Annotated in this window: 18 protein-coding genes and 1 pseudogene; 10 read left to right on the forward strand and 9 right to left on the reverse strand. The window is 70.2% G+C overall.

Features of this window, described 5'->3' with window-relative positions:
- Positions 1-94 precede the first annotated feature (94 nt).
- Positions 95-408, reverse strand: a pseudogene (locus tag OG598_RS03680) (acyltransferase family protein); the annotation flags it as partial.
- A gap of 193 nt (positions 409-601) precedes the next feature.
- Between OG598_RS03680 and ngcE (OG598_RS03685) the strand changes: the two are divergent.
- From ngcE (OG598_RS03685) to OG598_RS03695, 3 genes are all read left to right on the forward strand, one after another.
- Positions 602-2,017, forward strand: coding sequence for an N-acetylglucosamine/diacetylchitobiose ABC transporter substrate-binding protein (gene ngcE, locus OG598_RS03685; RefSeq protein ID WP_328653013.1), 1,416 nt, complete (start codon positions 602-604; stop codon positions 2,015-2,017).
- Between the two features lie 64 nt (positions 2,018-2,081).
- The gene (locus OG598_RS03690) at positions 2,082-2,990 is read left to right on the forward strand and encodes a carbohydrate ABC transporter permease (RefSeq protein WP_124858478.1); all 909 of its coding nucleotides are present in this window, start codon (positions 2,082-2,084) and stop codon (positions 2,988-2,990) included.
- Complete coding sequence (locus tag OG598_RS03695; RefSeq protein WP_238687074.1) at positions 2,987-3,886, forward strand: carbohydrate ABC transporter permease; 900 nt, start codon at positions 2,987-2,989, stop codon at positions 3,884-3,886. Before OG598_RS03690 ends, OG598_RS03695 begins: the two co-directional genes overlap by 4 nt.
- Positions 3,887-4,353: 467 nt before the next feature.
- Here OG598_RS03695 and OG598_RS03700 read toward each other — a convergent pair whose 3' ends face one another.
- Positions 4,354-5,340, reverse strand: a complete 987-nt coding sequence (locus OG598_RS03700) for an N-acetylglucosamine kinase (RefSeq protein WP_328653014.1) — start codon at positions 5,338-5,340, stop codon at positions 4,354-4,356.
- 206 nt (positions 5,341-5,546) lie between these two features.
- On the opposite strand from OG598_RS03700, the gene OG598_RS03705 reads away from it, so the two are divergent.
- Genes OG598_RS03705 through OG598_RS03725 form a run of 5 tightly spaced genes read left to right on the forward strand, consistent with a single transcriptional unit; the run spans position 5,547 to position 10,565 of the window.
- Positions 5,547-6,500, forward strand: a complete 954-nt coding sequence (locus OG598_RS03705) for a MurR/RpiR family transcriptional regulator (protein WP_328653015.1) — start codon at positions 5,547-5,549, stop codon at positions 6,498-6,500.
- Positions 6,497-7,246 carry a sugar isomerase domain-containing protein gene (locus OG598_RS03710; RefSeq protein ID WP_091403970.1) on the forward strand — a complete coding sequence of 250 codons (750 nt, stop codon included), beginning with the start codon at positions 6,497-6,499 and terminating at the stop codon, positions 7,244-7,246. Before OG598_RS03705 ends, OG598_RS03710 begins: the two co-directional genes overlap by 4 nt.
- 26 nt (positions 7,247-7,272) lie before the next feature.
- On the forward strand, positions 7,273-8,709 hold the full coding sequence (gene ngcE / locus OG598_RS03715) for an N-acetylglucosamine/diacetylchitobiose ABC transporter substrate-binding protein (protein ID WP_328653016.1): 1,437 nt from the start codon (positions 7,273-7,275) through the stop codon (positions 8,707-8,709).
- 18 nt (positions 8,710-8,727) lie between these two features.
- Positions 8,728-9,636, forward strand: coding sequence for a carbohydrate ABC transporter permease (locus OG598_RS03720; RefSeq protein ID WP_124858631.1), 909 nt, complete (start codon positions 8,728-8,730; stop codon positions 9,634-9,636).
- Positions 9,636-10,565, forward strand: a complete 930-nt coding sequence (locus OG598_RS03725) for a carbohydrate ABC transporter permease (protein WP_328653017.1) — start codon at positions 9,636-9,638, stop codon at positions 10,563-10,565. Before OG598_RS03720 ends, OG598_RS03725 begins: the two co-directional genes overlap by 1 nt.
- A 6-nt stretch (positions 10,566-10,571) precedes the next feature.
- Here OG598_RS03725 and OG598_RS03730 read toward each other — a convergent pair whose 3' ends face one another.
- A complete protein-coding gene (locus tag OG598_RS03730) occupies positions 10,572-12,263 on the reverse strand; it encodes an ABC transporter ATP-binding protein (RefSeq protein WP_328655266.1) in 1,692 nt (563 codons plus the stop codon).
- A 50-nt stretch (positions 12,264-12,313) separates the two neighbouring features.
- The gene (locus tag OG598_RS03735) at positions 12,314-14,020 is read right to left on the reverse strand and encodes an ABC transporter ATP-binding protein (protein WP_328655267.1); all 1,707 of its coding nucleotides are present in this window, start codon (positions 14,018-14,020) and stop codon (positions 12,314-12,316) included.
- Between the two features lie 150 nt (positions 14,021-14,170).
- Here OG598_RS03735 and OG598_RS03740 point away from each other — a divergent pair, with 150 nt between their 5' ends.
- On the forward strand, positions 14,171-15,850 hold the full coding sequence (locus OG598_RS03740) for a bifunctional 3'-5' exonuclease/DNA polymerase (RefSeq protein ID WP_442931453.1): 1,680 nt from the start codon (positions 14,171-14,173) through the stop codon (positions 15,848-15,850).
- 171 nt (positions 15,851-16,021) lie between these two features.
- Entirely contained in the window at positions 16,022-16,615 is a 594-nt protein-coding gene (locus OG598_RS03745; RefSeq protein WP_238687087.1) for a nucleotidyltransferase family protein, read from the forward strand.
- A 133-nt stretch (positions 16,616-16,748) separates the two neighbouring features.
- Here the strand turns inward: OG598_RS03745 and OG598_RS03750 are convergent, their stop codons facing one another.
- The 5 genes from OG598_RS03750 to OG598_RS03770 form a co-directional block, all read right to left on the reverse strand.
- Positions 16,749-18,158 (reverse strand): GH1 family beta-glucosidase, encoded by a 1,410-nt coding sequence (locus OG598_RS03750; RefSeq protein ID WP_328653018.1) that lies wholly within the window; start codon positions 18,156-18,158, stop codon positions 16,749-16,751.
- The gene (gene yicI / locus OG598_RS03755) at positions 18,155-20,386 is read right to left on the reverse strand and encodes an alpha-xylosidase (RefSeq protein WP_328653019.1); all 2,232 of its coding nucleotides are present in this window, start codon (positions 20,384-20,386) and stop codon (positions 18,155-18,157) included. Before yicI ends, OG598_RS03750 begins: the two co-directional genes overlap by 4 nt.
- Positions 20,383-21,270 carry a carbohydrate ABC transporter permease gene (locus tag OG598_RS03760; protein ID WP_328653020.1) on the reverse strand — a complete coding sequence of 296 codons (888 nt, stop codon included), beginning with the start codon at positions 21,268-21,270 and terminating at the stop codon, positions 20,383-20,385. The genes yicI and OG598_RS03760 overlap by 4 nt, the downstream gene beginning before the upstream one ends.
- A 1-nt stretch (position 21,271) precedes the next feature.
- The gene (locus tag OG598_RS03765; RefSeq protein WP_112583000.1) at positions 21,272-22,240 is read right to left on the reverse strand and encodes a carbohydrate ABC transporter permease; all 969 of its coding nucleotides are present in this window, start codon (positions 22,238-22,240) and stop codon (positions 21,272-21,274) included.
- Between the two features lie 67 nt (positions 22,241-22,307).
- Complete coding sequence (locus tag OG598_RS03770; RefSeq protein ID WP_328653021.1) at positions 22,308-23,612, reverse strand: ABC transporter substrate-binding protein; 1,305 nt, start codon at positions 23,610-23,612, stop codon at positions 22,308-22,310.
- Between the last annotated feature and the right edge of the window lie 7 nt (positions 23,613-23,619).

The following is a 23,619-nucleotide window of genomic DNA, read 5'->3' on the forward strand; positions in this document are numbered from 1 at the left end:
TCGCAGCACGCCCGCCCCGGCCAGGTACGCCACCGGCGCCGGGACGGGCGTGCCGCGCAGCAGCAGGATCAGAGAGCGGAATGGTGGAGAATTAGAACACCTCGCGAATCCGGGTCGGGTCGGCGCCGCGCAGCCGGGCGACCGCCGCGGCTGCGGTGAGCACCAGCAGCAGCGTGCTGGTGGGGCGGACCAGGCGGGCACTGCGGTCGATCAGCCAGCCGGCGGCATCGCCGCCGCGGGCACAGAGTCGGGTCAGTGCCCGGTGGCCTGCCCGCCGGGGTCGCAGCCGATCACAGTGACGCTCCAATGTCCGAAAATGACCATGGTGATGGCGAGCGCGCGGAGCAGGTCGACGTACCGCTTCCGCCCAGCCGGGGTGCGCTCGTTCAGCTGGCGCAGACGGCGCATCGCCTCAGGCTAGGCGGCCCGCCGGCGGCTGGTGGTGATAACGGTTCGGCAGTCAGGACTTGAAGTCCGAGCCCGGCTGTCGTAGAAATTCTTCAGCAACAGAGCATGAACTGAAGAGAACTACCGCCCCTCGCGCGGCGGACGCCTCCCCCCACAGACCGGCGATCCGCCCGACCCGACCCGAGGAGAACCCATGAACAGGCGTGACATCCTGCGGCGCAGCGCCGCCGCCGGCCTCCTGGCCACCCCCGCCGCCGGCCTGCTGTCCGGCTGCGCCACCAGCGGTGGCGGTGACAAGAACGATGCCGAGACCTACCAGGGCACCAAGAGCGCGCAGAACCCACTCGGCGTGAAGGAGGACGCCCCACTCGAGGTGGTGATCTTCAGCGGCGGGTTCGGTGAGGAGTACGCCAAGGCCCACGAGGCCATGTACACCGAGAAGTACCCGAAAGCGAAGATCAAGCACTCCTCCACCCAGGAGATCAGCAAGACCCTCCAGCCGCGCTTCGTCGACGGCACCCCGCCGGACGTGGTCAACAACTCCGGCTCCAGCCAGATCGACTTCAACGGCCTGGTCAGCCAGAACGCCCTCGCCGGCCTCGACGAACTGCTGGCCGCCCCGAGCCTCGACATCCCCGGCAAGACGGTCAAGGACACCCTGCTGCCGGGCGCGGTCGAGGTGGGCTCCTACGACGGCAAGTTCCTGGTGCTCAACTACACCTACACCGCCTACGGCATCTGGCACTCCGCCAAACTCTTCGCCGACCGCGGCTGGTCGTACGCGAAGACCTGGGACGAGCACATCGCGCTCTGCAAGCAGATCAAGGCCGCCGGCATCGCCCCCTGGACGTACGCCGGCCTGCACCCGCGCTACATGAGCTGGCCGCTGATCTCCACGGCGATCAAGTTCGGCGGCCCGTCGGTGGCGACAGCCATCGACAACCTGGAGCCGAACGCCTGGAAGTCCGACTCGATGCGCGCCGCCGCCGACGCCTGGCACCAGATCGTCAAGGACAAGTACATCCTGGAAGGCTCGCCCGGCCTGGACCACAAGCAGTCGCAGACCGCCTGGTGTCAGGGCAAGGCCGCCTTCATCTCCTGCGGCTCCTGGCTGGAGAGCGAGCAGAAGGACGTCACCCCGGCCGGGTTCAACATGACCATCGCGCCGACGCCGAGCCTGGGCGGCGGTGACAAGCTGCCGTTCGAGGCGATCCGGGGCACCGCCGGGGAGCCGTTCATGGTGCCCGCCAAGGCCCGCAACGTCGCCGGTGGCCTGGAGTACTTCCGGACCATGCTCTCCAAGAAGGGTGCCCAGGATTTCACGAAGAAGGTCGCCAGCCTCACAGTGGTCGCCGGCGCCACCGAGGGCGTCGAGCTGCCGTACGGGCTGAGCACCGTGGTCAAGGCCCTCGACGCGTCCGGCGCCAACGGCTTCAACTGGGTCTACAACAGCTTCTACCGCAAGTTGGAGCGCAACCTCGTCGACGCCGCGTGCGGGGAGTTCTTCAGCGGCCGGATCGGCCCCGCCGAGTTCCTCGAACAGTGCCAGAAGGGCGCCGACTCGATCGCCCAGGACAGCTCGATCAAGAAGTACAAGCGAGCGGCCTGACCGCCCGGCCGGTGGGGGAGACGTCCGCCCCCACCGGCCGTACCCCAACGGAAAGGTCCCTCTCGTGAAACATGGCAAGTGGCCGCTGATCGTCACGTTCCTGGTGCCGCCGGTGCTGCTGTACGTGTTCTTCGTCGTCTCGCCGTACCTCCAGGCGTTCCAGATCTCCACCACCGACTGGCTCGGCTACTCCGCCGACGCCAACTCGGTCGGCCTGGCCAACTTCAAGACCCTCTGGCACGACGACTACGTGTGGAACGCGCTGAAGAACAACGCGATCCTGCTGGGACTGGTGCCGGTGCTCACCATCGTGCTCGGGCTCTTCTTCGCCACCATGCTCGCCATGGGCGGGCGCAAGGGCAGCGCCGGCGTCACCGGGGTACGCGGCGGCGCGCTCTACCGCACTGTCTACTTCTTCCCGCAGGTGCTCTCCGTGGTGATCATCGCGCTGCTGTGGAAGGAGGTGTACCACCCGAACAAGGGGCTGCTCACCACCGCTCTGCACGGCCTCGGCCTGCCCGCGCCGACCTGGCTCGGCGACCCGGCGACCGCCTTCTGGTGCGTGCTGGCGGTGATGGTCTGGAGCAACGTCGGCTTCTATGTGGTGCTGTTCGGCGCGGCGATGTCGGCCGTACCGAAGGAGATCTACGAGGCCGTCCTGCTCGACGGCGCGTCCCGGTTCACCACCCTGCGCCGGGTCACCCTGCCGCTGCTCTGGGACACCGTCCAGGTCGCCTGGGTCTACCTGGCCATCTTCGCCCTGGACGGGTTCATCCTGGTGCAGCTGATGACCAACGGCGGTCCGAACTTCTCCACCGACGTGATCGGCGTACGCATGTACGACACCGCCTTCGGCAGCGAGACCAAGTTCGGCTACGCCTCGGCGATCGGCGTGGTGATGTTCTTCCTGACCCTCTCGGTGGCGGTGCTGTCGCTGCGGGTCGGCCGGCGCGAACGGATCGAGTACTCGTGACCACTCTGGATCAGCCCACCGCGACCGCCCCGACACCGGTCACCAGCGGGGACCGCCCGGTACGCCGGGAACTCGGCGTGGCCAACGCCCTCTCGCACGGCTTCCTGCTGCTCTGGGGCCTGCTCACCGTACTGCCGCTGCTGTGGATGTTCATCAGCTCGTTCAAGACCAACGGTGAGATCCTCGCCGACCCGTGGGGGCTCCCCGGCGCGCTGCACCTGGACAACTGGGCGCGGGCCTGGACCGGCGCCCACATCGGCCGGTACTTCATCAACAGCCTGGTGGTGGTGGCCGGCTCGGTCAGTCTCACCATGCTGATGGGCGCCACCGCCGCGTACGTCTTCGCCCGGTACGAGTTCCGCGGCCGTCAGGTCGTCTACTACCTGTTCGTCGGCGGCCTGATGTTCCCGGTGTTCCTCGCCCTGGTGCCGCTGTTCTTCGTGGTCCGCAACGCCGGTCTCTTCAACACCTGGCTCGGGCTGATCCTCGTGTACGCGGCCTACTCGCTGCCGTTCACCGTGTTCTTCCTGACCGCGTTCTTCCGGACCCTGCCGACCTCGGTGGCGGAGGCCGCACTGGTCGACGGCTGCGGTCACTTTCGGCTCTTCTTCCGGGTGATGCTGCCCATGGCACGTCCGGGACTGATCAGCGTGGCGATCTTCAACTTCCTCAGCCACTGGAACCAGTTCCTCCTACCGCAGGTGCTGTTGCAGGGCGACGAGTCCAAGTGGATGCTGGCGCAGGGGCTGTTCGCGCTGTCGGTCAGCCAGGGCTACGCCGGCGACTACGCCCGGCTCTTCGCCGGGCTGAGTATCGCGGTGCTCCCGGTGCTCGCTGTCTACGTGGCCTTCCAGCGGCAGGTGCAGTCGGGCCTCACCGCAGGGCAGCTCAAGTAGGACTCACTCAGCGATGTCCGATCCCGATCACGGCTCTCAGCGGTCTGATCGGTCTTTCCCCCCGACTGCGGTCCGACCCGCCCTGATCCGGCCAGCCGCTCCCGCCCCACCCCGATCCACCCCCAAGATCCGCGCAACTTCGGTGAAACTGCTGCCTCGGCACGTCGTGAGACAGCAGTTTCACCGAAAGTGCGCGGATCTTGGCCATGCCGAGATGGGGCACGGGGTTGAGGGGCGCGTCGGAGCGGGTCGGGGCGGGTGTCGAGCGGCGGCCAGGGCCATGATCGTGCTCGAACCTGGATGTAGTCCCCTCCTCGCGGCATGAGGCCACTACATCCTGGTTAGAGCACGATCATGAGTGGGCGCACAGCGGCGTGGCCCGCGCGGGGCGGCAGGGCGGGCTGCAACAAGGCGGGGTGGCGCGGCGCGGCCAGGCGGGTCGGGCCCGGCGAGTGCGGGCTGGCGGGTCAGGGGGTGGGGAAGAGGTGAGCGTGCAGGGCGGCTGGGTCGGTCACCTCGGGTAGGCCACGGGCGGCGAGCCAGGCTGCGGCGGCGGCCCCGTCTCCGGCGGTGCGCAGTGGCGCGTCCGGCCAGTGTCGCGCGATCTCGGCCCGGACGGCGGCGGCGAGCGGGGTGTCAGCGGTGAGCAGGCCGCCGCCGAGCACGATCGGCGTCACCGCCGCGGCGGGGCGGATGCGGCTCACGCTCTCGGTGAGGTGCCCGGCGGCTTCGGTGATCAGCGCGGTGGCGACCGGGTCGCCGTGGGTGGCGGCGTCGACGACCAGCGGCGCGAGCCGGGCCAGCTCGATGGGGGGTCGACGGGTCACCGTCTGGATGGTGGCGTCGACGGTGTCCCGGGGGCGGGCGGCGATGTCCGCGCTGCCCAGAATCTCGGTGAGCACGGTCGTGGTCAGCGCGCCAAGCCCACGGCCGGCGTCGAGGTCGGCGAGCAGCCGGCGCACGGCTTCCCGACCGAGCCAGAAGCCCGAGCCGGCGTCGCCGAGCAGCCAGCCGTGGCCGTCGGCGATCCGGTCGAGCCGCAGCTCGTGGACCTGGGCGGTGATCGCGCCGGTGCCGGCGATGAGGATGGTTCCGTCCGGGGCGGCGGTGCCGGAGGCGTACGCGACCAGGGCGTCGCCGTGCACCTCGTACGGGCAGCGCAGGCCGGCGTCGTGCCAGGCCTGGTCGAAGGCGGCCCGCCCGGCCGGGTCGGCGAGCAGTCGGCCAGCTCCGGCGAGCCCGATGGTGCCGGCGGCCGCCCGCGTCGGGTCGACGTCGGTGAGCGCCTCGCGGAGCGCGGTCAGCAGTTCGGCGGCGGCGCGCTCGGCGCCGTGACTGGTGGGGTTGCCGCCGCCGGCGCGGCCGGTGCCGACGCGGTGCCCGGTGAGGGTGAGGACGGTCGCCCGGGTGGACGTACCGCCGATATCGAGACCCACCACGACGCTGTCGGACATCGGCACGAGGCTCCTTGCGCGGAACGGCGATCTGGCTTGTTCATGCTGGTCGGCGGGGTCGTGCGGGGCAAGTTGTCGCAGCCGTGGAGGTCTGTGCGCCAGGTAACAGTTTGAAAACTTCGCCCACAGTCTTGACACAGAGGGTCGTTCAGTAAGAACTTTTACCACTAACAGTTAACAGTCTTTTCGGAAAGCTGAGGCGTCTCATGGTTGATCACGAGGTGGACACCGCCGCGGGGACCGCGGTGGTCGACGCCAACGTGATCGAGCGCCGGACCTCGGCCTCCGACGGGGTGCTGGCCCGCGTCCGCAACGGGCTCGGCGAGTTGACCGGAGCCCTGCGCCGGGTAGCCGAGCACGTGCTCAGCGACCCCGAGGCCGCCGCCCGCGCGACAATCGTCGAGTTGGCCGAGCGGAGCGGCACCTCACCGGCGACCATCACCCGCTTCTGCCGGGCGATGGGCTTCGAGGGGTACGCCGACCTGCGGCTGGGCATCGCCTCCGAGACCGGCCGGGCGCGCTCGGCCGGTTGGACCGTGGACATCGGACGGGAGATCCAGCCGAGCGACCCACTCGCGCGGGTGCTCGACCAGATCATGGCCGCCGACACCCGGGCCATGCACGACACCGCCACCCTGCTCGACCTCGGCGAGGTGGAGCGGGCCGCAGTGGCGATCGCCGGCGCCAGCAGGGTGAACATCTTCGGTGCCAGCGGCAGCGCCCTGGTCGGTGAGGAGATGCAGTTCAGCCTGCACCGCATCGGTGTGGCGGCGTGGGCGTGGAACGACGTGCACGAGGGGTTGGCCAGCGCCGCGTTGCTGCGATCGGGGGACGTGGCGCTCGGCATCTCGCACACCGGGCAGACCCGCGAGACGATCGAGATGCTCGCCGAGGCGGGCAGCCGGGGCGCCACCACGCTCGCGCTCACCGGCTTCCCCCGCTCCCCGTTGGCCGAGCTGGCCGACATCGTGCTGCTCACGGCCAGCCAGGCGACCACCTTCCGGCCGGACGCGCTCTCCGCCCGGCACCCCCAACTGGTGGTGCTCGACCTGCTCTACATCGCCGTCGCCCAACGCACGCACGACCGCGCGCACGCGGCCTTCCGGCGAACAGCGCAGGCCGTCGACGGGCACAAGGCAGCGAAGGGAGCTCACTCATGATCAGCGCCCAGGGGTACGCGGACGCCGTCCGCCCGGTGCTCGACCGGCTGCTCGACTCGGAGGCCGACGGGATCACCCGGGCCGCCGACCTGATCGCCGACAGCCTGCGCGACGGCGGCGTGCTCCAGGCGTTCGGCGCCGGGCACTCGGAGGCGTTCGCCGCCGAGCTGGTCGCCCGGGCCGGCGGGTTGGTCCCCACCAACCGGCTCTCGGTACGGGACCTGGTGATGCACGGCGACGCCCCGCGTGACGTGCTCGCCGACCCCAAGCTGGAACGTGATCCCTCCATCGCCCACCAGATCTACGCGCTCGCGGCGCCCCAGCCGCGCGACGTGTTCGTGGTGGCGTCCCAATCCGGCATCAACGGCTCGGTGGTCGAGCTGGCGGCGCTGGTCACCGAGCGCGGTCACCCGTTGATCGCGGTCACCTCGGTCGAGCACACCGCGCGGGTCGCCCCACGGCACCCGTCCGGGCACCGGCTCGCCGACCTCGCCGACGTCGTGCTGGACAACGGCGCGCCGTACGGCGATGCACTGCTGCCGCTCGAGGGCGGCGGCGCGGTCTGTGCGGTCTCCTCGGTCACCACGGCGCTGCTGGCGCAGTTGCTGACCGCGGAGGTCGTACGACGGTTCCACCAGGCCGGGGAGGTACCCCCTATCTACCTCTCCGCCAACGTCCCCGGCGGGGACGAGCACAACCTCGCCCTCGAGTCGCGGTACGCCGGACGTCTCCGGCGTACCGCATGACCCGAATTCCACAAGGAGACACGACGATGTCGATTACCCCCGAACACCCGGCCGCACTCGACCGTCGCACGGTGCTGCGTCGCGCCGCCGCCGTGGGCATGCTCGCCACTCCGGCCATCGGCCTGCTCGGCGCCTGCGCCACCAGCGGCAGCGACGGTGACAACGAGCAGGTCGCCGGCGGCACCAAGAGCGAGAAGAACCCGCTGGGCGTCAAGGAGGACGCCGCGATCGAGGTGGTCATCTTCAACGGTGGCTACGGCGAGAAGTACGCCACCGACGTGCACGAGCCGCTGTACAAGAAGGCGTTCCCCAAGGCCGAGGTCAAGCACCAGGCCACCCAGGCCGTCTCCACGGTGCTCCAGCCGCGGTTCGCCTCCGGCAACCCGCCGGAGTTCGTGAACAACTCGGGCGAGAAGCTGATGGACTTCGGCGCGCTCGTGGCCGACGGTCAGCTCCAGGACCTCACCGAGCTGTGGGACGCGCCGTCGGTCGACGACCCGTCCAAGAAGGTCCGCGACACAGTGGTGCCGGGCACCATCGAGGCCGGTTCGTTCAACGGCAAGCCGTTCGTCCTGTACTACGTCTCCACCGTCTTCGGCATCTGGTACTCGGGCAAGCTGTTCAAGGACAACGGCTGGGCGCCGGCGAAGAACTGGGACGAGTTCATCGCCCTGCTCACGAAGATCAAGGCCAAGGGCATCACCCCGTACGGCTACGCCGGGGCGAACGCCGCCTACTACCAGTGGAACGTGATCCTCACCCAGGCCGCCAAGATCGGCGGCACGGACGTGCTGAAGAACATCGACAACCTGGAGGACGGTGCCTGGAAGCAGGACGCCGTCAAGCAGGCTGCCGCGGCGTGGGCCGAGGTCGGGGCGAAGTTCAGCGACAAGAGCTTCGAGGGCCTCAAGCACACCGACGTGCAGCTGCGGCAGAACCAGTACAAGGTGGCCATGTACCCCAGCGGTGACTGGCTGGAGGGCGAGCAGAAGAAGGACACGCCGGCCGGCTTCGAATACCAGCTCATGCCGGTGCCGAGCCTGTCCGCCTCGGACAAGCTGCCGGCCACCGCGCTGCGCGCCACCGCCGGTGAGGGCTACTTTGTCTCGGCAAAGAGCAAGAACCCCAAGGGCGGGCTGGAGTACATGCGTCAGATGCTCTCGACGGCGGGCGCGAAGGGCTTCACCGAGGTGGTCAAGGCCCCGACCGTGGTCACCGCCGGCTCGGAGGGCTTCGCCTTCCCGCCCGGTGTGGCCAGCTCGCAGGCCGCGCTCAAGGCGGCCGGTCAGGACGTGTTCAACCTGTACTTCGACGGTTGGTACAAGGAGCTCGACACGGAGGCGCGTACCGCCACCAACGAGCTGATGTTCGGCCGGATCAACGCGGACGCCTTCGTGGAGCGGATCCAGAAGCGCGCCGACGCCATCAAGAAGGACAGCTCCGTCACCAAGTTCAAGCGCTGATCGATCGGAGCTAGGGTCATGCGGCACGGCAAGTATCCATTCGTGATCGGGTTCCTGTTCGCCCCGGTCGCGCTGTACGTGACATTCGTGATCTGGCCGTACGCGCAGGCGTTCCAGATCTCGATGACCAACTGGCGAGGGCTGTCGGCCCCGCAGTGGGTGGGCTTCGACAACTACCGGAGGTTGCTCGACGACGGGGCCTTCTGGAAAGCGGTCCAGCACCACGGCGTACTGCTGCTTGCCCTGCCGCTGATCACCATTGCCATCGCCCTGTTCTTCGCCTTCCTGCTCAACGTGGGCGGCAAGAGCAGCGGTGGTCAACGCCAGGGGGTCTGGGGGGCGAAGTTCTACCGGGTGGTGTTCTTCTTCCCCCAGGTCCTGGCGGTGGCCATCATCGCTGTGTTGTTCCAGATGGTGTACCGGCCGAACGAGTCCGGCCTGATCAACGGCGTGTTGATGAAGTTCGGCCTCGAGCCGATCCTCTTCCTGGTCAAGCCGAACCTGGCCCTCTGGTCGATCATCGCGGTGCTGGTCTGGCAGGCGGTCGGCTTCTACGTGGTGCTCTTCTCGGCCGGGATGGCCTCCATCCCCGGTGAGATCTACGAGGCCGCCGAGATGGACGGGGCGACGAAGGTGACCCTGTTCTTCCGGGTCACCCTGCCGCTGCTGTGGGACACCCTCCAGGTGGCCTGGGTGTACCTCGGGATCGCGGCGTTCGACGCGTTCGCCATCGTGGCGGTGCTCTCGGTGGACGGTGGCGGCCCGGACGGCGCCACCACGGTTCTCGCCATGGAGATCTACCGCAACGCGTTCGTCTACTCGAAGTACGGCTACGCCTCGGCGATGGGCGTGGCGCTGTTCTTCCTCACCCTCACGTTCGCGGCGCTGACGCTGCGGCTCACCAAGCGGGAAAGCGTGGAGTACTGATGAATCCGCAGTCGACGCTGCCGCCGACGCCGGCGGCGCTGCCGCCGAAGACCGGTGACCCGTCCGCCCCCATCGGGTCGGGGCACAAGGGCCCCCGCTCGGAGGTACGGCTCTTCGCCGGCCTGGGGCACGTCGCGCTCGCCGTGTGGGCGGTGATCGTGATCGTGCCGATCCTCTGGACCTTCCTCGCCGCGTTCAAGAACACCAGCGAGATCTTCAGCAGCCCGTGGACGCTGCCGGCCGAGCTGCGCTGGGAGAACTTCGGGCGGGCCTGGACCAAGGCACACGTCGGGCGGTACTTCCTCAACAGCGTGATCGTGGTGTCGTGCAGCACGTTCCTCACCATGCTGCTCGGCTCGATGGCCGCGTACGTGCTGGCCCGCTACAAGTTCTGGGGCAACCGGGCGGTCTACTTCCTCTTCGTCTCGGGGCTGGCCTTCCCGGTCTTCCTGGCACTGGTGCCGCTCTTCTTCGTGGTGAAGAACCTCGGTCTGCTGGACACCCACACCGGCGTGGTGCTGGTCTACAGCGCGTACTCGTTGCCGTTCACCGTTTTCTTCCTGGCCGCGTTCTTCAAGACGCTGCCGTCGTCGGTGGCCGAGGCGGGGATGATCGACGGCTGTGGGCACAGCCGGCTGTTCTTCCAGGTGATGATGCCGATGGCCAAGCCGGGTCTGATCAGCGTGACGATCTTCAACATCATCGGCCAGTGGGCGCAGTACCAGCTCCCGTTGGTGCTGCTCTCCAACGCCAAGGACAAGTGGGTGCTCACCCAGGGCATCGCCGACATCTCGGTCAACGCCGGCTACGAGGCGGACTGGTCCGGGTTGTTCGCCGCGCTGACCATCGCCATCCTCCCGATGATCATCGTGTACGCGGTCTTCCAGCGTCAGATCCAGGCCGGCCTCACCTCCGGCGCGGTGAAGTAGGACGCCTCAGCGCTCGTCGACGCGGGTGTGCCAGGAGCGCCACAGTGCCGCGTACGCCCCGCCGGCCGCGACCAGCTCGTCGTGGCTGCCGATCTCGGTGATCCGACCGTCGGCGAGCACGGCGACCCGGTCGGCGTCGTGCGCGGTGTTGAGCCGGTGCGCGATCGCGATGACGGTCCGCCCGACCAGCACGGCGGCCAGCGCGCGTTCGGTCCGGCGGGCGGTGGACGGGTCGAGCGCGGCGGTCGCCTCGTCCAGGATCAGCGTGTGCGGGTCGGCGAGCACCAAACGGGCCAGCGCGAGCTGTTGGGCCTCGGCCGCACCGAGTTGACGGGCTCCGTCGCCGAGCTGGGTGTCCAGGTCGTCGGGCAGTTCGGCGAACCACTCGGCGCCCACTGTGAGCAGCGCGGCGCGCATCTGGTCGTCGGAGGCGTCGGGCGCGGCGAAGGAGAGGTTGTCGCGTACCGAGCCGATGAAGACGTGGTGCTCCTGGGTGACCAGGGCGATCCGGCGGCGTCGCTCGGCCGGGTCGAGGTCGGTGACCGGGCAGCCGCCGATGCTGACGACGCCCTGGCGCGGCGCGTCGATCCCGGCCAGCAGCCGGGCCAGGGTGGACTTGCCGGCGCCGGACGGGCCGACGACGGCCAGCCGCTCACCGGGCTGCACCTCCAGGTCGATGCCGTGCAGCACGTCCGGCCCGTCGGAGTAGGAGAACCGGGCGCCACTGACGACGAGCCGCTCGCCCCGTGACGAGGCGGTAGTGCCGGGTGCTTCCGGCGGGACCATGCCGACGCCGAGCAGCCGCGCGTACGACGCGAAGCCGCGTTGCGCCTGCTCGGTCCACTGCAACAGCCGGTCCAACGGGTCGATCGCCTGTTGCAGGTAGAGCGCGGCGGCGACCACCGCGCCGAGCGACACCATGTCCCGGGAGAGCAGGTAGCCCCCGACGAGCAGGACCATGGCGACCGGCAGCGGATAGCTGGCCTCGACGACCGAGAAGAACACGGTACGCAGCGCGAGAGTCGCCCGACGGGCCCGCCACACCAGCGTGACGCGGAGGGTGCCGTGCTGGATCCGGTCGTCGGCCAGCCGCAGCGCCTCCACGGTGCGCGCGCCCTCGGCGGTGGTGGTCAGCGTCTCGGTCAGCTCGGCCGCCGCCGCGCCCTCGGTGAGGTAGGCGGAGCTGGCCCGGCGCAGGTACCAGCGGGTCACCGCCACGATCGACGGGAGCCCGGCCAGCGCGGCGAACCCGAGCAGCGGGTGCAGCAGGAAGATGGCCCCGAACAGCAACGTCAACTGCACCCCGGCGATGACGATGGTGGGCACCACGTCCCGGACGGTGGTGCCGACCGTCGACACGTCGACCGAGCTGCGGGTGGCCAGGTCCCCGGAGCCGGCACGCTCGACGACCGAGACGGGCAGCCCGAGAGTCCGGGAGACGAACTCCTCGCGCAGCTCGGCGACGGCCCGTTCGCCGAAGCGGTGGCCGGCGTACTGGGCGTACCGGGAGAGCAGGGCGCTGACCAGGACGCAGCCGGCGATGGCCAGTGCCAGCCGGTCCACGGTGGCCACGCTCGCGCCCGCGGTGACCCGGTCGACGATGGTGCCCAGCAGCCACGGCGGGGCTAGCCCGGCGACCGCGGCGGCGCCGTGCAGCGCCAGCACGACCCCGACGGCCCGTCGATGCCGGCTGATCATGTCCCGCAGAGCCCGGCGCACGGTGCCGCGGTCGGCGACCGGCAGCCGGCTCACCGGTACGCCTCCTCGCTGCCGCGGGCCACCAGGTGCCGGTAGGCAGGGTCGTCGTCGATCAGGTCGGCGTGGCTGCCGGTGGCGGTGATCCGGCCGGCGCTCAGGAGCGCGACCAGGTCGGCCCGGCCGAGCAGCAGCGGCGACGTGGCGATCACCACTGTGGTCCGCCCGGCCCGCGCGGCCCGCAGCCGCTCGGCGATCCGCGCCTCGGTGTGCGCGTCCACCGCCGACGTCGGGTCGACGAGGATCAGCACCTCCGGCTCGCTGTGCAGCGCCCGGGCCAGGCGCAGCCGTTGGCGCTGACCGCCGGACAGCGTGCGGCCTCGGGCGTCGATCGGGGTGTCCAGCCCGGCGGGCAGGGCGTCGACGACGTCCTGCGCCGAGGCGGTCCGCACTGCCGCCCCGATCCGTTCGTCGTCGCCGTCGGCCCCGGCGCGCAGGATGTCGCGCAGCGTGCCGGCGAAGAGGTAGGAGTCGTGGTCGGCGACGAGGATCCGCGTGCGGACCTCGTCCAGGGCGACCTCGCGCAGCGGCACGCCGCCCCAGGTGACGTCGCTGGCGGCGTAACGGCCGAGCCGGTCGGCCAAGGCCACGGCCGCCGCCGGGTCGTCTGCCGCCACAGCGGTCAGCTGGCCGGCGCGCACGGTCAGGCCGGTAACCGGGTCGTGCAGGTCGGCCGGGCCGTCCGGCGCGGTCGGGTCGTCCGGCCGGCGTGCCTCGGGCACGGCGCCCGGCCACCGGCGGCCCGGGCCACCGACGTCGTCGGGTGTCACGTTGAGCAGGTCGGTGATCCGTCGGGCGGCGACCCGACCGCGGATGAGCTGGTAACTGCCCTCCAGCAGAAACCAGACCGGCACGATCAGGGTCGCCACGTACCCGTAGACGGCGACCAACTCGCCGATGGTGACGTCGCCGGTCACCGCCATCCGGGCCGTCAGCCACACCACCGCCGCCAGGAACAGCCCGGGGATGGCGACCGTCGCCGCGTCGATCCAGCTGTTGACAGCGCCGACCCGGTAGCCCTCGGCGCGTAGCTCCTGGGACCGGGCCGCGTACCGCCGGGCGAACAGGTCCCGGCCGCCCACTCCGGCGAGCACCCGCAGCCCGGCCACGATGTCACCGGATCGGGCGGTGAGCGCGCCCTGTCGCCGGCGGTAGACCGATTCGACCTGCTCCAGGCGGCGCAGCAGCGGCCCCACGATCAGACCGACGGCCGGCACCCCCACCAGCACGCAGAGCGCGAGCATCGGGGAGATCGACCAGAGCACCACGGCGATCACCCCGTACGCGATGACAGCGCCGACGCCCGGCCCGGTCAGCGTCAGCACCTGCGCCGTCCAGTCGATGTCGGAGCCGCCGATGGTGGACACCTCGCCCGCCCCGACCCGGCGGGGCAGCACCGCGCCGATGCGGGACAGGTGGCGCAGCAGGACCTCCGCCGAGCGGGCCTTGGCGTCCTCCCGGAGGAAGGTCATCGTGCGGTGCCGCATGATGCCCAGGTAGGACAGGGCCACGCCGGCGACGACGATCGCCGCGACCCAGAGCACCAGGGCCTGGGTGTCGCGCGCGCGCAGCCCGTCGTCGACGGCGCGGGCGATCAGGTAGGGCCGCACCGAGAGCCCGATCATCCAGGCCGTGCCGATCAGGCTGCCGCGCAGCACCCGCCAGGGTTGGCAGCGGGCCAGCCACCAGAGGTAGCGCATCGGACCGCGGGCGTCGGGGGTGCCAGGATCGGGATGCGGGATCTGCGGAGGCACCCGATCACGCTACCGACCGGCCCTGACACCCCACCGACCCGATTATGGTGAGGTGCGCCTCCGTTTCTGTCGGACGGGAGAGGCAGAATCACGTTCGTGCTGGTGGCGGTGGTGTCCGACGAGCGGGGTGGGGGAGTGCTGTGCCCGCTGGACGCCACCGGCCGGCCGACCGGCCCGCCCGAGGTCGTCACCGATCTGGTCGCCGCGGTCGCCGCCCGCGAGGCCGCCGAGCACCCGCGCTGGGTCTGGTCGACCGCCACGGCGGTCTACCCGACGCTGCTGCGCGCCGGCGTCCGGGTCGATCGGTGTCACGACGTGGAGTTGACCGAGGCGTTGCTGCTCGGGCACGTGGGCCGTTGGGGTGAGCCCCGCTCGCTGGCCGCCGCCTGGGCCCGGCTGAACGGCGCTGCGGTGCCGCCCGACCCGCCGCCGCGCGCCGCCGCGCCGCCCGGGCACGGGCAGGGGGCGCTCTTCGACACGGTGCCCGGTCCGCCGGGCCCGGGCATCGAGGCACTGACCCAGGTGTACGCGGACCAGCTCACCCGCGTCGCGGCGACCGAGCACCCCGGCCGGTTCCGGTTGCTGGTGGCCGCCGAGTCGGCCGGCGCGCTGATCGCGGCGGAGATGGGCGTCGTCGGGCTGCCCTGGCGTGCCGACGTGCACAACGAGATCCTGCACGAGTTGCTCGGCGAGGCGTCCCCGGTCGGTGGTCCGCCACGCCGACTCGCCGAGCTGGCCGCCCGGATCGCCGACGCTCTCGGCGTACGCGGCCTGCACACCGACTCCCCGGCGGAGCTGCTGAAGGCGTTCGCGCGGGCCGGGGTGGAGCTGCCCAACACCCGGGCCTGGGTGCTGCGCGGGGTGGACCATCCGGCGGTGCCGCTGGTGCTGGAATACAAGGAGCTCTACCGGATCTGGACGGCGCACGGCTGGTCGTGGCTCGATCAGTGGGCGCGGGGCGGCCGGTTCCAACCGGAGTACGTGCCGGCTGGTGTCGTCTCCGGCCGGTGGGCCACCCGGGGTGGTGGCGCGTTGCAGATCCCCAAGGTGATCCGGCGGGCGGTGGTGGCCGATCCGGGCTGGCGGTTCGTGGTCGCCGACGCCGGCCAGTTGGAGCCCCGGGTGCTGGCCGCGGTCTCCGGCGACGCGCGGTTGGCGGCGGCGGGCGGTGCCGGTGACCTCTACGCGGCCCTGGCCCGGGACTCGTTCGGCGGTGACCGGGCCAAGGCAAAGGTGGCGCTGCTCGGCGCGATGTACGGGCAGACCGGCGGGGCCGCGGTGCCCGCGTTGGCGGTGCTGAAGCGCAGCTACCCGACGGCGTTCGGTTACGTCGAGGCGGCGGCGCGTACCGGTGAGAACGGCGGGCTGGTGCGGTCGTGGCTGGGGCGGACGTGTCCGCCCGGCTCGGCCGGGTTCGGTGATCTCGACGACGAGCCCTCCGATCCGGAGGGGGCGGGTGATCCGCACAGTCCTCGGGCGCGTGCCGCCCGGTCCCGGGGGCGTTTCACCCGCAACTTCGTCATCCAGGCCACGGCGGCGGAGTGGGCCTCCACGTTGCTGGCCACGCTTCGGACGGAGTTGTCCGGCACCGACGCCGAGCTGGTCTTCTTTCAGCACGACGAGGTGGTCGTGCACGTGCCCGCCGATCAGGCGGATGCGGTCGCCGAGGCTGTCAACCGGTCGGGCGAGCGCGCCTCCGCGCTGCTCTTCGGTGCGACGCCGGTCCGGTTCCCACTGGACCTGTCCATCGTCGACTGCTACGCCGACGCGGCCTGACCGTCGGAGCGTCCGTGTCGGCGGATGCCGGTCGTGTAACGGTTGTGCTATTTCTCCTTTTCGCCCCGCCACCCCCGGCTGGCCGTCCTCGTTGCAGTGTCCGTAGGAGGGGACGGAACGGTCACGGTCCGTCCCGTGCTGGAGGGGGCGCAGCTGAACCGGATCGCAGGAATGATCATCGCCGCAGGCGGGGGACGACGGATCGGTGGTCCCGAGGCGCTGCTGCACCAGGGCGACAAGCCCCTGGTGAATCAGATGATCGACACGATGACCGAGGCGGGCTGCGAGCAGATCGTGGTCGTCCTGGGCGCTGCCGCCGAGCAGGTCCAGGAAACCGCCGACCTGGGCAAGGCGACCGTTGTGATCAACAAGGCGTGGGGCACCGGAGTCGGCTCGTCCATCCGGGCCGGCCTGGCCGCCATGGACGACGAGGGGATCGAGGCGGTGGTGGTGGTCCCGGTCGACATGCCGGGCCTGACCGCCGAGGCGGTCAGCCGGGTGGCCGCGCTGCCGTACCCGGACGTGCTGGTCTGCGCCACCTACGATGGGTTGCGCGGCTACCCGATGCTGTTCGGCCGCCGGCACTGGCCCGGCATCGCCACTCTGGCCAGCGCCGACGTGGGGGCCCGGCCGTACCTGTTGGCGCACAAGGACCAGATCGTCGACATCGCCTGCGACTCGGTGGCCGACGGCAGCCGGGTCGACACTCCGGAGCTGATGGAGATGTACGGGCTAACCGTCCCGCCCCAGCGCGTAGGCGTGTAGCACCGCTCCGCGCGATCTTGCAGTTTCTGTCGCCGATACGTGTGGCATGCCCTGAATGTCGGGGCAGTAAGTGCAAGATCGCGGGAGGGTGTGCGCCGGGCAGCCCCGTTACCGAGGCCGCCCGGCGGTGCGCCTACTTTGCCGCCTGGTCCAGCTCACCGGTGGCGGCGAGGCGCTGGTACCAGTGGGCGCTGTCCTTCCAGGTGCGTACCTGGGTGTCGAAGTCGACCCGGATGATGCCGAAGCGACGGTCGTAGCCGTAGCCCCACTCGAAGTTGTCCAGCAGCGACCAGACGAAGTAGCCGCGCACGTCAGCGCCCTGGGCGCGGGCATCGGCCATCGCGCCGATGTGCCGACGCAGGTAGTCGATCCGCCGCTCGTCGTGGATCCGGCCGTCGGCAGACACCACATCGTCGAACGCCGCGCCGTTCTCGGTGATCATCATGGGCTGGTTGGGGTATTCGCGCTGGAGGCGCAGCAGCAGCTCGGTCAGCGCCGGCGGGTCGATGTTCCAACCCATCGCCGTGTACGGGCCGGGCTGCGGCAGGAAGTCGACGTTCTCCGCGGCGACCCACGGCGTCGACGTCGACGCGCCGTGCCCGTCGGCGTCGGAGCGAGCCGACACCCCATCCCAGGCCCGGACCAGGGTGCTGGAGTAGTAGTTGACCCCGAGCACGTCCAGCGGCACCGCGATCAGCTTCTCGTCGCCCTCGCGGACGAACGACCAGTCGGTGACGGAGGCGGTGTCGGCCAGCAGGTCGGCCGGGTACTCCCCGTCCAGCATCGGGCCGAGGAACGCCCGGTTGGCCAGGGCGTCGATCCGCCGGACCGCGTCCTGGTCGGCGGCCGAGTCGGACGCGCCACGGATGACGTGCAGGTTCAGCGTCACCGACAGCTCGGCGGACGGGGCAAGCTCCCGGACCACCCGACCGGCCAGGCCGTGCGCGAGGTTGAGGTGGTGCACCGCGGCCAGCGCCGCCGCCGGCTCGGTCCGACCCGGCGCGTGCACGCCGGAGGCGTAGCCCAGGTACGCGGAGCACCACGGCTCGTTGAGCGTCGTCCAGGTGTGCACCCGGTCGCCCAACGCGCCGACGATGCCCGCCGCGTACTCCTGGAAGCGCAGCGCGGTCTCCCGCGCCGCCCACCCGCCGGCGTCCTCCAGCTCCTGCGGCAGGTCCCAGTGGTACATGGTGGCCACCGGGCGGACGCCCCGCTCCAACAGCCCGTCCACCAGCCGCGAGTAGAAGTCGATGCCGGCCTGGTTGAACCGGCCCGAGCCGCCCGGCTGCACCCGGGGCCAGGAGATGGAGAACCGGTACGCGCCGAGCCCCAGGTCGGCGATGTGGCCGAGGTCGTCGGCCCACCGGTGGTAGTGGTCGGCGGCCACGTCACCGGTGTCTCCGTTGAGGGTCCGACCCGGTGTGTGGCTGTAGGTGTCCCAGATGGACGGTCCGCGCCCGTCCTCGGTCGCCGCGCCCTCGATCTGGTACGCGGCGGTCGCCGAGCCCCAGACGAAGTTCTCCGGGAAGTGGTGTTGCGTCATCGTTCCGTCCCCTGGATCTCGCAGATGTAGCCCGTCGAGGTGCCGGCTACCAGTTCGGCGCTGGCCGTCCCGCCCTCGTAGCGCACGTCGAACTCGGCGCCCGGCCCGTTGCCGGGTGACGGTACCCGTACCCGGGTCCGCTGCCCCTCGGTCGGTGCGTACACCCGCAGCCGCACATCGTCGGCCCACTCGTAGTCCGGTCGGTCGGTGCGCGAGCCGAACGGGATGACAGCGCCCGGTCGGGCCAGCACCGGCAGGCTGTCGAAGTCGTGCTTCTCGGTCAACCAGGCCGGGCCGGTGACCTGCGCGCCGGTGACCAGGTGCGTCCAGGTGCCAGCGGGTACGTAGTACGTGACGTCGCCGTCGGCGCTGAGCACCGGGGCGACAAGCACGTCCGGGCCGAGCATGTACTGCCGGTCCAGGTGCGCCGTCGCCGGGTCGTCCGGGAACTCCAGGAACATCGGCCGCATCACCGGCGTCCCGTCGCGGTGTGCCTCCTGCGCGGCGGCCGCCAGGTACGGCATCAGGCCGAGCTTGAGGTGGGTGAAGTGCCGCAGCACGTCCACGGCCTCCTCGTCGTACGCCCACGGCACCCGGTACGAGCCGGACCCGTGCAGCCGGGAGTGCGAGGAGAGCAGCCCGAAGGCGACCCACCTCTTGAACACCGCCGGGTCGGGGGTGCCCTCGAAGCCGCCGATGTCGTGGCTCCAGTAGCCGAAGCCGGACGCCGCCAGGGACAACCCGCCGCGTAGCGACTCGGCCATCGCGACGAACGTCGACTCGCAGTCGCCGCCCCAGTGCACCGGGAACTGCTGCCCGCCGGCGGTGGCCGATCTGGCGAACAGCACCGCCTCGCCCTCGCCGCGCTCGGTCTCCAGCAGCTCGAAGACCGCCTTGTTGTAGAGGTACGAGTAGTAGTTGTGCATCCGCTGCGGGTCCGAGCCGTCGTGCCACACCACGTCGGTCGGGATGCGCTCACCGAAGTCGGTCTTGAAGCAGTCGACGCCCATGTCCAGCAGGGCCTTGAGCTTGCCGGTGAACCAGCGGACCGCGTCCGGGTTGGTGAAGTCGACGAGCGCCATGCCGGCCTGCCACTTGTCCCACTGCCAGACCGAACCGTCCGGGTTGCGCACCAGGTAACCGGCCTCGCGGCCCTCCTCGAAGAGGTACGAGCGCTGTGCGATGTACGGGTTGATCCAGACGCACACCTTCAGGTCGCGCTCGTGCAGCCGGCGCAGCATCCCCTCCGGGTCGGGGAAGGTCGCCGGGTCCCAGACGAAGTCGACCCAGTGGAACTGACGCATCCAGAAACAGTCGAAGTGGAACACCGACAGCGGCAGCCCGCGCTCGGCCATCCCGTCGACGAACTCGGTCACCGTCTTCTCGTCGTACGAGGTGGTGAACGAGGTGGACAACCAGAGGCCGTACGACCAGGCGGGGATCCGGGCCGGACGGCCGGTGAGGGCGGTGTACCGGCGCAGCACGTCCTTGGGTTGGGGCCCGTCGATGACGTAGTAGGTGAGCGACTGGCCCTCGACGCTGAACTGGGTCTGGGTGACGACCTCGGAGCCGACCTCGAACGACACGTGCTCCGGGTGGTCCACGAAGACCCCGTAGCCGGCGCTGCTGAGGTAGAACGGCACGTTCTTGTACGCCTGCTCGCTGGCGGTGCCGCCGTCGGCGTTCCAGATGTCGACGGTCTGCCCGTTCTTGACGAACGGGCCGAAGCGCTCGCCCAACCCGTACACCGTCTCGCCGACACCGAGGGCGAGCCGTTCGTGTACGTGCCGGCGGCCCTCGGCGTCGGTGACGACGCCGATGCTGCGGGCGGTGGACGCGGTGACCAGCCGGTCGCCGTGCAGGAAGTCGACCCGCCACCCGTCGATGAGCGCGACCCGCGCGGTCAGCTCGCCGGTGGTCAGCGTCGCGCTGAGCCCGGTGACGTCGACGGTGACCGGGTGCGTCCCGTCGGTGCTCAGCCCGAAGTGCGGCTCGCGGGGCAGCCCTCCGGTGTGGTGGGCGATTGTCACTCCGATGACGCCGGCGGCGGGGGAGAAGAACCGGACGGTGACCAGGGGGCGGTTGAGGGTGTCGCCGCGGCCGGTGATCTGACCGGTCGGCGCGAAGACGGTGAAGCCGCGCTCGTCCGGCTCGACCGACTCGACGGTGCCGGGCCGCAGGACGCTGACGCCGGGGCGCAGCTGCCAGTACCCGTCGGTGAACTTCACTTCTCGGCTCCTGCCGTGATGCCGCGCGCCAGGGTGCGCTGGAAGATGAGGAAGAAGAGGATGGCCGGCACGAGGCTGATCAGCGCGCCGGCGTTGGTGGTCGGCGCGTCCATCAGCCGGTCGCCCTGCAGGGACGCGAGCGCGACCGGAATGGTCTGTGTCTGGTTGTCGATCAGCATGACGAGTGGGATGAGGAACTCGTTCCACGTCCAGATGAAGAAGAAGATGAGCAGCACCGCGAGGGTGGGCCGCAGGTTGGGGAAGACCACCCGCCACAGCACCGTCCACTTGCCGGCGCCGTCCAGAGCGGCGGCCTCCAGCAGCGAGCGCGGGAACGTGCCCATCACCGAGGCGAGCAGGTACGTGCCGAACGCGCTCTGGATCACGGTGAAGATGATGATCACCGAGAGCTGGGTGTTGTAGAGGCCGACCTGCTTCGCCACGTAGTACAGCGGGTAGATCAGCGCCTCCTGCGGCAGCATGTTGGCCAGCAGGAAGAGACCGACGATCCACAGCCGGCCCCGGACCCGGCCGATGCCCAGCGCGTACGCGTTGAGCAGTGACACGGCGACGCCGAGCACTGCCACCGAGCCGGCGATGACGGCCGAGTTCCAGAACTTCAGCGGGAAGTTCACTTCAGTCCAGTACGTGCGCAGGCCCTTGCCGTAGAACTCCGTCGGCCAGCTCAGCGGGCCGCCCGAGGAGTAGTCGCCGGGCGACTTGAACGCGTTGAGCAGCATGAACGCGAACGGCACCAGCATGACGAGCGCGCCGAGGGTGACCAGGGCGAGCACCACCCAGCGGCTGACGCCGCGGTGGTGTCGATCGCGTACGGGCCGGGCCGGCGTCACCGGCGCGGTGCTCGGTGTGAGCGTGACGGCCATGTCAGAACCCCCGGTCCCGGCGCTCGCTGCGGGCCTGCATCCAGATGAAGATCCCGGCCACCACCACGATGATCAGTGTCAGCACCATGGAGATCGCGGAGCCGTAGCCGACCTGCAGCTTCTTGAAGAACGTGTAGTAGGCGAAGTACGACGGGACGTTCGTGGCATTGTCCGGGCCGCCCCGGGTCAGGGCGAAGATCGGCCCGAACACCTTCAAGGCGGCGATGGTGCAGGTCAGGGCCACCACGAAGGTCTCCGGGCGGATCTGCGGAAGGGTGATCGCCCGGAACCGGTGCAGCCAGTTCGCGCCGTCGACCTCGGCCGCCTCGTACAGCTCGGGGTCGACCCGCTGCAACGCCGCCATGAAGACGACCACCGGATAGCCGATCTGCACCCAGATCATCACTGCCATCACGGCCGGCAGGGCGGTGCCCGGGTCGCCGAGCCAGTCATGGCGTAACGCGCCGAGACCGACAGCGTCGAGGAGGCTGTTGAACGCGCCGTCAGGACGCAGGATCCAGCCCCAGACGATGCCGGCCACCACGACGGGCAGCACCTGCGGGAGGTAGAACGCGGCCCGCAGCGCGGCGGCCGTGCGGGGCTTGAACCGGCGGCCGATGACGTCGAAGAGCACAGCGGCGAGCAGCAGCCCGAGCACCGTGGGCACCACCACCATCGCGACGAGCATCCAGACGGTGTTGCGGAACGACGCCCAGAACACGTCGTCCTGCAGCAACTGCTGGTAGTTGTCCAGGCCGACCCACCGGGGGTCGCCGATGCCGGACCACTTGGTCAGCGACAGGTAGAGGGTGCCGACCAGCGGCGCGCCGATGACCAGGAGAAAGAGCACCGCCCCGGGGAGCAGGTAGAGCCAGTACGCCGCGTTGCGGCCGCGGCGTCTGCGGCTGGGCGCGGGCGGGGTGGGGGTCGCGGCCGGCGGTGTGGCGGCGACCGTCTCGGAGACAGCCATGGAGGATCCTTCCCGGCGGGGCGGGCGGGCGCGCCGGTCGTGCCGGTCGCGCCCGCCGCTCGCCGTGTCACTTGCCGGTGATCTCCTTGACGCCATCGGCGTACGGCTTGGCGATCGTGTCGAGAACCTGGTCGGGCGACTTCGAGCCGTTGATCAGGCCCTGGAAGCCGGAGACCAGCACGTCGTAGTAGCCGGGGACCGGCCAGTCCGGGTAGAAGGCGAGCCCGTCGGACTTGCTGACCGTGTTGAAGTCCTCGATCAGCTTGCGGTCCTTCGGGTCGCTGATCTTCGACGCGTCAGCGGCGACCGGAACACCACCGTTGTTGCCGATCAGGTCCTGGATCTCCGGACGCAGGGTGATGTCGATGAAGTCGTACGCCAGGCTCTTGGCCTTGCTGTTCTCCGGGACCACCCAGAGGTTGCCGGAGGAGCCGGCCTGAAGGGTGTTGCCGGGGAAGAGGAAGGTGTCCCAGTTGGCCTTCATCTCGGTCTTGAAGCGGCCGTACCACCAGCTACCCGAGACGATCATCGGAACCTTGCCGCCGATGAAGGCGGTGCCCATGTCCTCGGCCTTGAGGCTGGCCGAGTTCTTCGCGACGTAGCCCTTCTGCACCCATTGGGCGAAGGTTTCCGCGCCGTACTTGAGCGGGTCGGCCTTGAAGTCGACAGGGTTCTTGTAGAGCTGGTAGTTGTCGACGAACTGCCGGTCGCCCTTGGAGAGGGCGAGCTGGTAGAAGAGCTGCCCGGCCGGGTACTCGGCGCCGGCCATGCCCAGCGGGGTGACGCCCTTGCCGACGAAGGTGTCCATCGCGGCGGTCATCTCGGCCATCGTGGTCGGGACCTTGACGCCGTTTTGCTGGAACAGGTCCTTGTTGTAGTAGACAGTGACGTACTCGCCGTAGTTCGGCACACCGAACCACTTGCCGGAGCCCATCACGCCCTTGTCGCTGTAGCGGGCGGTGGTCTGCAGGCTGGGGCTGAGCTTGCCGGCCCAGCCGCGCTTGTCGGCCTCGCTGCTCAGGTCGGCCAGCAGGCCCTGGGAGGAGAGCAGCCCGGCGGTCGCGTTGCCCTTGTTGTACTCCATGATGTCCGGGCCCTCGGACGAGTTGATGATCATGCCCGCGTTCTGCTGGATCTGCTCGAACGCCTTGCGCTCGAAGCGCACCTCGACGCCCGGGTGCTCGGACTTGAAGATCTCGATCGCCCGGTTCCAGCCGACCCCCATGGCGCTGTTCTCGCTCTCGTAGTGCCAGAGCTTGAGAACCTTGGCGTCGCTGCTGTCCCCGCTGTCACCACCGCCGCAGGCGGCCACGGTGGTCGTCGCTGTCGCCGCCAGGGCGATCGCGGCGACGAGCCGGCGGAATCGCTGCATTAGCATC

Origin of the sequence: Micromonospora sp. NBC_00330 (assembly GCF_036136635.1) — a bacterium.
Classification (GTDB): domain Bacteria; phylum Actinomycetota; class Actinomycetes; order Mycobacteriales; family Micromonosporaceae; genus Micromonospora; species Micromonospora salmantinae.